Annotated in this window: 7 protein-coding genes; 4 read left to right on the top strand and 3 right to left on the bottom strand. The window is 68.8% G+C overall.

The annotated features are described in order from the left end of the window. Positions 1-49: 49 nt before the first annotated feature. Positions 50-946: a mycobacterial-type methylenetetrahydrofolate reductase gene (locus A5659_RS04980; protein ID WP_066873384.1), complete on the bottom strand. Its 897-nt coding sequence runs from the start codon at positions 944-946 to the stop codon at positions 50-52. 270 nt (positions 947-1216) lie between these two features. Between A5659_RS04980 and idsA2 the strand changes: the two genes are divergently transcribed. Both idsA2 and A5659_RS04970 read left to right on the top strand, forming a co-directional pair. Beyond that, entirely contained in the window at positions 1217-2266 is a 1050-nt protein-coding gene (gene idsA2 / locus A5659_RS04975) for a bifunctional (2E,6E)-farnesyl/geranyl diphosphate synthase (protein WP_066873381.1), read from the top strand. Positions 2267-2269: 3 nt separating this feature from the next. Continuing rightward, positions 2270-3823 (top strand): alpha-(1->6)-mannopyranosyltransferase A, encoded by a 1554-nt coding sequence (locus tag A5659_RS04970; protein ID WP_067179577.1) that lies wholly within the window; start codon positions 2270-2272, stop codon positions 3821-3823. Between the two features lie 10 nt (positions 3824-3833). Here the strand turns inward: A5659_RS04970 and A5659_RS04965 are convergent, their stop codons facing one another. Next, a complete protein-coding gene (locus tag A5659_RS04965; RefSeq protein WP_007770743.1) occupies positions 3834-4238 on the bottom strand; it encodes an Rv2175c family DNA-binding protein in 405 nt (134 codons plus the stop codon). Positions 4239-4402: 164 nt separating this feature from the next. Between A5659_RS04965 and A5659_RS04960 the strand changes: the two genes are divergently transcribed. Then, a complete protein-coding gene (locus A5659_RS04960) occupies positions 4403-5614 on the top strand; it encodes a protein kinase (RefSeq protein ID WP_066873375.1) in 1212 nt (403 codons plus the stop codon). Between the two features lie 102 nt (positions 5615-5716). Further along, entirely contained in the window at positions 5717-7168 is a 1452-nt protein-coding gene (locus A5659_RS04955; protein WP_067179575.1) for an NAD(P)/FAD-dependent oxidoreductase, read from the top strand. Here A5659_RS04955 and A5659_RS04950 read toward each other — a convergent pair. Further along, the gene (locus tag A5659_RS04950) at positions 7165-8553 is read right to left on the bottom strand and encodes a class II 3-deoxy-7-phosphoheptulonate synthase (RefSeq protein ID WP_067020496.1); all 1389 of its coding nucleotides are present in this window, start codon (positions 8551-8553) and stop codon (positions 7165-7167) included. The genes A5659_RS04955 and A5659_RS04950 overlap by 4 nt on opposite strands. Positions 8554-8614: the final 61 nt, after the last annotated feature.

The following is an 8614-nucleotide window of genomic DNA, read 5'->3' as shown; positions in this document are numbered from 1 at the left end:
CCGGTCACCGCGGTTGACGGCGCCGCGCGACCAGCCGCCGCCCAGCTAGCTACCCCTGCCGGCCCGGTGACCAGTAGGCGAGCATCTCCGCGAACGTCTGGAAGGCCGGCCCGGAATTTCCGTAGGTCGCCTCGAGGTGGATGCTCAGCGGGAAGCCCAGCTCGGCAACCCCGTCGATGACCCGCTTGTACAGGTCGAGCATCTGCTGGCGCTTCTGCGCCGGTTCGCCGGCGGCCAGCTTCCTGACGAACTCCTGCTCGGCGGCCACCGCCGGGTTGCCCGGGTCCTGGATGAGCCAGTTGATCAGCCCGACCCGGCTCTCCATCTTCGGCACGAAGCCGAATGACAGCAGGATCTCCGGCCGGTGGTCGGTTTGCCTGGCGAACTCGCTCAGGAAGCCCACGATCGCGTCGGAGTACAGCAGCTGCGTCATACCGTAGGTGGCGCCCTGGTCGCACTTGAAGTTGAACCGGCCCTGTTCGCCGTCCCGGGTGGGGATGAGGATCACGCCGCGGTTGGTCACCAGCTCGCGGTAGATCGACAGGGCGTCGGTGGGGGCGACGCCGGAGCCCTCGCCGTCGTTCATGGTGCGCGGCACCCCGACGAAGACCACGCCCTCCATGCCCGCCGAGGTCAGCTCGGTCAGCCGCGCGCGCAGCGACGCCTCGTCCATGAAGGCGGTGACCTGCGTGCACAGGCCGTTGATCCCGGGCAGTTCCGGCTTGACGATCGACCAGAAGTCGAGCACGTCCAGCTTGGGCTTCATTTGGATGGGGCGGTCGTCGTCCTCGGCGATGATCCCCGGAATCATCACGTGCCGGATCCGGCCGCCCAGGCCCGCCTCGGCCGAATTCCGCACCACTTTGTGCGCCTCTTCCAGCGCCCGCTCCCGACCTTCGTCGGCGTTCGGCGGCACCAGCTCGAGCGCAATGGTGTTGAGGGTCACGCGGCTTCTCTCCATCTGACGACTATTGGCCCGGGGCGTCTTGCGGCCGCGCAGCATTCGCGGCCCCCAGCGCACCCGCCAGCATAGGGGCGGGTTCGTGAGCCATGCGAAGCAACTGGGTCCGCCCGCCCGCGCCGTGGGGAAACCGTGGGGAAGGCGACCCGGGCGCCGCGGCGAATACACTGGTCGGGCCTGGAACACCCAGCCAGCCGAGCAGAAAGGGGCGCCGCGCTGAGCCTAGGAGCCACAGCAGCAGCGGCAACCGTCGAGTTGACCGGCGCCATCACCGACCAGTTGCGGCGGTACATGCACGACCGGCGCACCGAGACCGCGTACATCGGAGACGACTACAGCGGTCTGATCGCCGCGCTGGAAGACTTCGTGCTGGGCGGGGGCAAGCGGCTGCGGCCCGCCTTCGCCTATTGGGGCTGGCGCGCGGTGACCACCGAAGCGCCCGATGAGCAAGCGCTGCTGCTGTTTTCCGCACTCGAGCTGCTGCACGCCTGCGCGCTGGTGCACGACGACGTGATCGACGACTCCTCCACCCGGCGCGGCCGGCCGACCACCCACGTCCAGTTCGCGGCGCTGCATCGCGAGCGGCACTGGCAGGGTTCGCCCGAGCAGTTCGGGATGTCGGCGGCCATCCTGCTCGGCGATCTCGCGCTGGCCTGGGCCGACGACATCGTGTTCGGGGTGGAGTTGACGCCGCAGGCGGCGCGCCGGGTGCGGCGGGTGTGGGCGAACATTCGCACCGAGGTGCTCGGCGGGCAGTACCTCGACATCGTCGCCGAGGCCAGCGCGGCCGCCTCGATCGCCTCGGCGATGAACGTCGACACCTTCAAGACCGCCTGCTACACCGTGTCCCGGCCGCTGCAACTCGGGGCGGCCGCCGCCGCCGACCGGCCCGACGTCCACGACGTCTTCAGCCAGTTCGGCACAGACCTGGGGGTGGCGTTCCAGCTGCGCGACGACGTGCTGGGCGTGTTCGGTGACCCCGCGGTGACCGGCAAGCCGTCCGGGGACGATCTGCGATCGGGCAAGCGCACCGTGCTGCTGGCCGAGGCGGTGGAGCTGGCGGAGAAGTCAGACCCGTTGGCGGCCAACCTGTTACGCACTTCAATCGGGGCCCGGCTGACCGATGCGCAGGTGGATCAGCTGCGCGACGTCATCGAGTCGGTGGGGGCGCTGGCCGCGGCCGAACAGCGGATCGCCACGCTGACCCAGCGGGCGCTGGCCACCCTGGCGGCCGCACCCATCAACACCGCGGCCAAAGCGGGCCTGTCCGAATTGGCCAAGCTGGCCACGAACCGGTCCGCCTGACCGATGACGACGCCAATCGATAGCCCGACAGCCGACTCACCGGCGGCCAAACCGGCACGCGGTGAATGGGTTTCACGGCTGAAGGCCTTCCTCGCCGCCGGCGACTCCCGCCCGGCGAAACTGGGCATGCTCGGCTCGGTGCTGATCACGCTGGGCGGTTTGGGCGCGGGCAGCACCCGCCAGCACGACCCGCTGCTCGAGTCGATGCACATGTCCTGGTTGCGTTTTGGGCACGGCCTGGTGCTGTCGTCGATCGTGTTGTGGACCGGTGTCGGTCTGATGCTGATCGCGTGGCTCGCCCTGGGTCGTCGGGTGTTGGCCGGCGAGGCGACCGAGTTCGTCATGAAGGCCACCACCGCGTTCTGGCTGGCGCCGCTGCTGGTGTCGGTGCCCGTCTTCAGCCGGGACACCTATTCCTACCTGGCGCAGGGGGCGTTGCTGCGCGACGGACTGGACCCGTACGCCGTCGGCCCGGTCGCCAACCCAAACAGCCTGTTGGACAACGTCAGTCCCATCTGGTCGATCACCACCGCACCCTATGGCCCGGTGTTCATCCTGGTGGCCAAGATCATCACCATCGTGGTCGGCAACAACGTGGTGGCCGGCACCGCGTTGCTGCGACTGTGCATGCTGCCCGGCCTGGCGCTGCTGGTCTGGGCGACTCCCCGCATCGCGCACCAGCTGGGCGCCGACGGTGCGACGGCGCTGTGGATCTGCGTGCTCAACCCCCTGGTGCTCATCCATCTGATGGGTGGGGTGCACAACGAGATGCTGATGGTGGGCCTGATGGCCGCCGGCATCGCGTTGACGTTCGGTGGCCGCCCCGTTGCCGGCATCACGCTGATCACCGTCGCGATCGCGGTCAAAGCCACCGCCGGCATCGCGCTGCCTTTTCTGGTGTGGGTGTGGGCGCGTCAGCTGCGCGATCGGCGCGGATATCGGCCGGTGCCAGCGTTTTTCGCGGCCACGGCGTTGTCGCTGCTGATCTTTTTGGTGGTGTTCGCGGTCCTGTCGGCGGTGGCGGGCGTCGGCCTGGGCTGGCTGACCGCGCTGGCCGGATCGGTGAAGATCATCAACTGGTTGACCGTGCCCACCGCGGCCGCCAACCTGATCCACGCGATCGGCGGCGGGTTCTTCCCGGTGAGCTTCTATCCGATCCTTCGCGTCACCCGGCTGGCCGGCATCGCGATCATCGCGATTTCGCTGCCGCTGTTGTGGTGGCGGTTTCGCCGCGACGACCGGGCCGCGCTGACCGGCGTCGCGTGGTCGATGTTGATCGTGGTGCTGTTCGTGCCGGCCGCGCTGCCCTGGTACTACTCGTGGCCGCTGGCGATCGTGGCCCCGCTGGCGCAGTCGCGGCGGGCGGTCGCACTCATCGGCGGCGTGTCGACCTGGGTGATGGTGATTTTCAAACCCGATGGCTCGCACGGCATGTACTCGTGGTTGCACTTTTCGCTGGCCACCGTCTGCGCGCTGATCGCCGGCTACAGCCTGTATCGGGCCCCCGCGCGGCAGGCCGAGCCCGCCGGCGTCGCGGCCGACGTCCCCGCCGATTGAGCGAACGGGCTCAGTAGGCCATCGCTTGCGCCCGGCGCACGACCTCACGGGCCTGATGGGCGTGCAGGGCGTCGACCGGACGGGCGTTGTTGAGGGCGTCGCGGCTGCCGTCACGGGTGACCGTCAACGAGGGATCCCGGGTGAACAACCAGCGCACGATCTCGGTGTCGTGGTAGCCGCCGTCGTGCAGGATGGTCAGCAGTCCCGGCAGGCTCTTGACCACCTCACCGGACTTGGTGAAGAACACCTGCGGCACCACCAGACCCTCGTCGCGGCGAACCGCAACCAGGTGGCCCTCCCGGAGTTGCTGATGCACCTTGGTGACCGGCACCCCCATCAGTTCGGCGACCCGCTTGAGGTCATAGATCGGCTCGTCGGGCTCTAGCACATCGTCGCCGGCAGGAATACTGCTCATCCCGGCAAGTGTAGGCCTAGATGGCCACCTTGAACCCGTGTTCTACCGGCCAATCACCGCCGCACACCTACGATGGCCCCGTGGCCCAAGCGCAATCGCCCGGCCCCGCCTCGGGCCGGGTCGGCCCGCATGGTCGCCGTCCCCAATCCGGGTCGGCCGATCCGTTGGAGAACGCCTTGCTGGACGGCCGCTACCTGGTTCAGTCCAGGATCGCCAGCGGCGGCACGTCGACGGTGTACCGCGGCCTGGATACCCGCCTGGACCGCCCCGTCGCGGTGAAGGTGATGGATTCTCGCTACGCCGGCGACGAGCAATTCCTGACCCGCTTCCAGCGCGAGGCCCAGACCGTCGCCCGACTGAAGGATCCCGGGCTGGTCGCGGTCTACGACCAGGGCCTGGACGCCCGGCACCCGTTTCTGGTGATGGAGCTCATCGAGGGCGGCACGCTGCGCGAACTGCTGGGCGAACGCGGACCCATGCCGCCCTATGCCGTCGCCGCGGTGCTTCGTCCGGTGCTGGGCGGGCTGGCCGCCGCGCACCGGGCCGGCCTGGTGCATCGCGACGTCAAGCCCGAGAACGTGCTGATCTCCGACGACGGCGAGGTCAAGATCGCCGACTTCGGGTTGGTGCGAGCCGTCGCCGCCGCCGGAATCACCTCCGCCAGCGTCATTTTGGGCACCGCCGCCTATCTGTCACCCGAACAGGTGCGCGACGGCACCGCCACGGCGCGCAGCGACGTCTACTCCGCGGGGATCATGACCTACGAGCTGCTCACCGGGCGCACACCGTTCACCGGCGACTCGGCGTTGTCGCTCGCCTACCAGCGGCTGGACACCGACGTGCCGCCGCCGAGTGCGGTCATCGACGGCGTGCCCGGGCAGTTCGACGAATTCGTCCAGCGCGCCACGGCCCGCGGCCCCGCCGACCGCTACGCCGACGCGATCGAGATGCGAGCCGACCTCGACGCCATCGCCGACGAGCTTGCGCTGCCGGAGTTCTCCGTGCCGGCGCCACGCAACTCCGCGCAACACCGTTCGGCGGCGGCGCAGCACAGCCGGGTGGGCCAGCGGCCGCCGCACCGGCCCACGCCGCCCGGACCGGCGCCGGTGCGTGCACCCACGCGCCAGCTGACGCGGGGGCCGCAGGACTGGCCGGAGCCGAAACGCCCGGTGCAGCCCGACGTCGAGCCCGAGGACGACTACGAATACGAGGCTGTCACAGGCGAATTCGCGGGCATCCCGATCAGCGAGTTCGTCTGGGCGCGCCAGCACAACCGGCGCATGGTGCTGGTCTGGGTGGCGGTGATCCTGGCGATCACCGGGCTGGTCGCGACCGCGGCGTGGACGGTCGGTAGCAACCTCAACGGTCTGCTGTAGCCGGCCGCACTCGGGGTCGACGTAACCCGGCACGACGACACGCGTCTTAAGGTAATCACAAAATTCTCTTATTTTTCTTAATTTGGTGTACCGTACTTCTGCATGGGTTCGACAACGCATCGCGTCGACTCGCCGAACCGGCTCGGCGAGCACGCAGTCGTACTGGGTGCCGGAATGGCGGGTTTGCTTGCCGCGCGTGTACTTTCGGAGTTCTACGATTCGGTCAGTGTGGTCGAGCGGGACAGATTGCCCGACCATCCGTGCCACCGGCGGGGAATCCCCCAGGGCCGTCACGTGCACAACTTCTACAGCCGCGGCCTGCAGGTGCTGGAAGAATTGTTTCCCGGCCTGCTCGAGGACCTGTCCAGGGCGGGGGCGGTCGTCGTCGACGACGGCGATCTGTCGCGGTTCTACGTGCGCTTCGGGCGCTACGAGATGAAACACTCGGGGACGTTCGCCGATCCGGACGCGTTGGCGCTGCACATGACGACCCGGCCGTTCATGGAGTTTCACGTCCGTCGGCGGGTCAAGGCCCTGCCGAACGTGACCTTCCTCGACGGGCACGACGTGTCCGAACTTCTCAACACCGCGGACATCGTCAACGGCGTGCGAATCACCCGGCGCTACAACGGTTTTCTCACCGAGCTGGACGCCGATCTGGTGGTGGACGCCATGGGGCGCGCCGCACGCACCCCGGCGTTTCTGGAGAGCCTGGGTTATGCACGGCCAACCGAGGATCGGGCGGTGGCCCGATACGGCTACGCGAGCCAACAGTTGAGCATGCCCGAGGGATCGATCGCCCAGCGGCTGGTGATGTTCAACCCGGGGGGCGGCCGGCCGGGGGGCTTGTTGCTGGCCAACGAGCACGACACGTTCATGCTGGCGATCGGTGTGCCGGTCGAGGCCGGCGAGCCGCCAACCGATTTCGCCGCGATGCTCGCGATGGCCGAGCCGGCGCTGCCCCCGGCCATTATCGAGGGCCTGCGCCGCGCCCATCCCATCGGTGAAGCCGTGACATTCCACCACACCGCCGCGATCTGGCGGCGCTACGACCAAATGGCCGATTTCCCTTCGGGTTTGCTGGTGATGGGCGACGCGCTCTGCAGCCTCGATCCGACCTACGGCCAGGGCATGACGATCGCCGCGCTCGAAGCACTGACCCTGCGCGATTGCCTGAGCGCGGGCGATGCCCAACTGGCGCAACGCTTTTTTCGGGCAACGGCCCAGTACATCGGCCAGACGTGGGCCGCCAATCGGGCCAGGGACCGGGCCACGTCTGGCGGCTACCGGCCGCGCGGGCTGCGCCGGCGACTCTCAGGCTGGGTCTCGCGCGCCGCACTGAACGCCTCGACCCGGGACGTCGTCCTGACCGAACGCTTCTTTCGGGTCTCCAACTTCATCGACCCGCCCTCACGGCTGCAGGATCCCGCCCTGTTACCGCGCATCGTGTGGGGCAACCTGCGAGCCCGGCTCACCTCGAAGCGAAGCCGCACTGCCCCGGCCACCCCGGCGTCGCAGGGCGTACAGCGGGAGCGGCTTTCGGCGCGCGGCTAGTCGCGCAGCATCTCGGCGACGAGGAAGGCCAACTCCAGCGACTGCTGGGTGTTCAGCCGTGGGTCGCAAGCGGTTTCGTAACGGCCGACCAGGTCGGTGTCCGAAATGTCTTGCGCGCCACCCAAACACTCGGTGACGTTCTCGCCGGTGATCTCGACGTGGATGCCGCCCGGGTGGGTGCCCAGCGCGCGGTGCACCTCGAAGAAGCCCTGCACCTCGTCGACGATGCGATCGAAGTGGCGGGTCTTGTAACCGTTGGACGACTCGTGGGTGTTGCCGTGCATCGGGTCGCACTGCCAGATCACCTGGTGACCGGTGGCCTGGACCTTCTCCACGATCGGGGGCAGCAGGTCGCGAACCTTGTTGTTGCCCATCCTGCTCACCAGCGTCAGCCGGCCGGGCTTGTTGTTCGGGTCGAGCCGCTCGACGTATTCGACGGCCAGCTCCGGGGTGATCGTCGGGCCGATCTTGACGCCGATCGGGTTGGCGATCACCTCGGCGAAGGCGATGTGCGCGCCGTCGAGCTGGCGGGTGCGCTCACCGATCCACACGGTGTGCGCGGACAGGTCATACAGCTGCGGTTCGCCGCCGTCGCTTTCGGACAGGCGCAGCATGGACCGCTCGTAGTCCAGCACCAAAGCCTCATGGCTGGCGTAGATCTCGGCGGTCTGCAGGTTGCGGTCGGCCACCCCGCAGGCGCTCATGAAGCGCAGCCCGCGATCGATCTCGGTGGCCAGCGCCTCGTATCGGGCGCCGGCCGGCGAGGTCCGGACGAATTCCCGGTTCCAGTCGTGCACCAGGTGCAGCGAGGCCAATCCCGACGACGTCAGCGCCCGAACCAGGTTCATCGCCGCACTGGCGTTGGCGTAGGCGCGCACCAGCCGCGACGGGTCGTGGTCGCGCACGGCGGCGTCCGGGGCGAAGCCGTTGATCATGTCGCCGCGGTAGGACTTCAACCCCAACGCGTCGATGTCGGCCGAGCGCGGCTTGGCGTACTGGCCGGCGATGCGGGCCACCTTGACCACCGGCATGCTCGAGCCGTATGTCAGCACCACCGCCATCTGCAGCAGCGTGCGGACGTTGCCGCGGATGTGGGGTTCGGTGTTCTCGGTGAACGTCTCCGCGCAGTCCCCACCCTGCAGCAGGAACGCCTCGCCCCGGGCCACCTGGGCCAGCTGCTCCTGCAACCGGACGATCTCCGACGGCACCGTCACCGGCGGGACGCTTTCGAGGACCGTGCGCATCGCCGTCGCCTGGTCGGCGGGCCAGCTGGGCTGCTGGGCGGCCGGTTTGGCCAGTGCGGCGTCCAGCCGCGCCCGCAGATCGGTCGGCAGCGGCGGCAGCGGCGGCAGCTGATCGATCGGTATGTCGACGGTCCAGTTCATCGGTCCATCGTAACCGCGGCGCGGGGGTCCCTGGTCAGGGCTGATCTGCGGGAACGCGGCC

The organism is Mycobacterium sp. 1165196.3 (assembly GCF_001673415.1).
Classification (GTDB): domain Bacteria; phylum Actinomycetota; class Actinomycetes; order Mycobacteriales; family Mycobacteriaceae; genus Mycobacterium; species Mycobacterium europaeum_A.
This window is presented reverse-complemented; position numbering and strand designations above follow the sequence as displayed.

What these genes read in the sequence shown, in the direction of transcription:
- A5659_RS04970 (WP_067179577.1), top strand. Translation starts at nt 2,270, where the DNA reads ATGACGACGCCAATCGATAGCCCGACAGCCGACTCACCGGCGGCCAAA.
- A5659_RS04965 (WP_007770743.1), bottom strand. Translation starts at nt 4,238, where the DNA reads ATGAGCAGTATTCCTGCCGGCGACGATGTGCTAGAGCCCGACGAGCCG.
- A5659_RS04955 (WP_067179575.1), top strand. Translation starts at nt 5,717, where the DNA reads ATGGGTTCGACAACGCATCGCGTCGACTCGCCGAACCGGCTCGGCGAG.
- A5659_RS04950 (WP_067020496.1), bottom strand. Translation starts at nt 8,553, where the DNA reads ATGAACTGGACCGTCGACATACCGATCGATCAGCTGCCGCCGCTGCCG.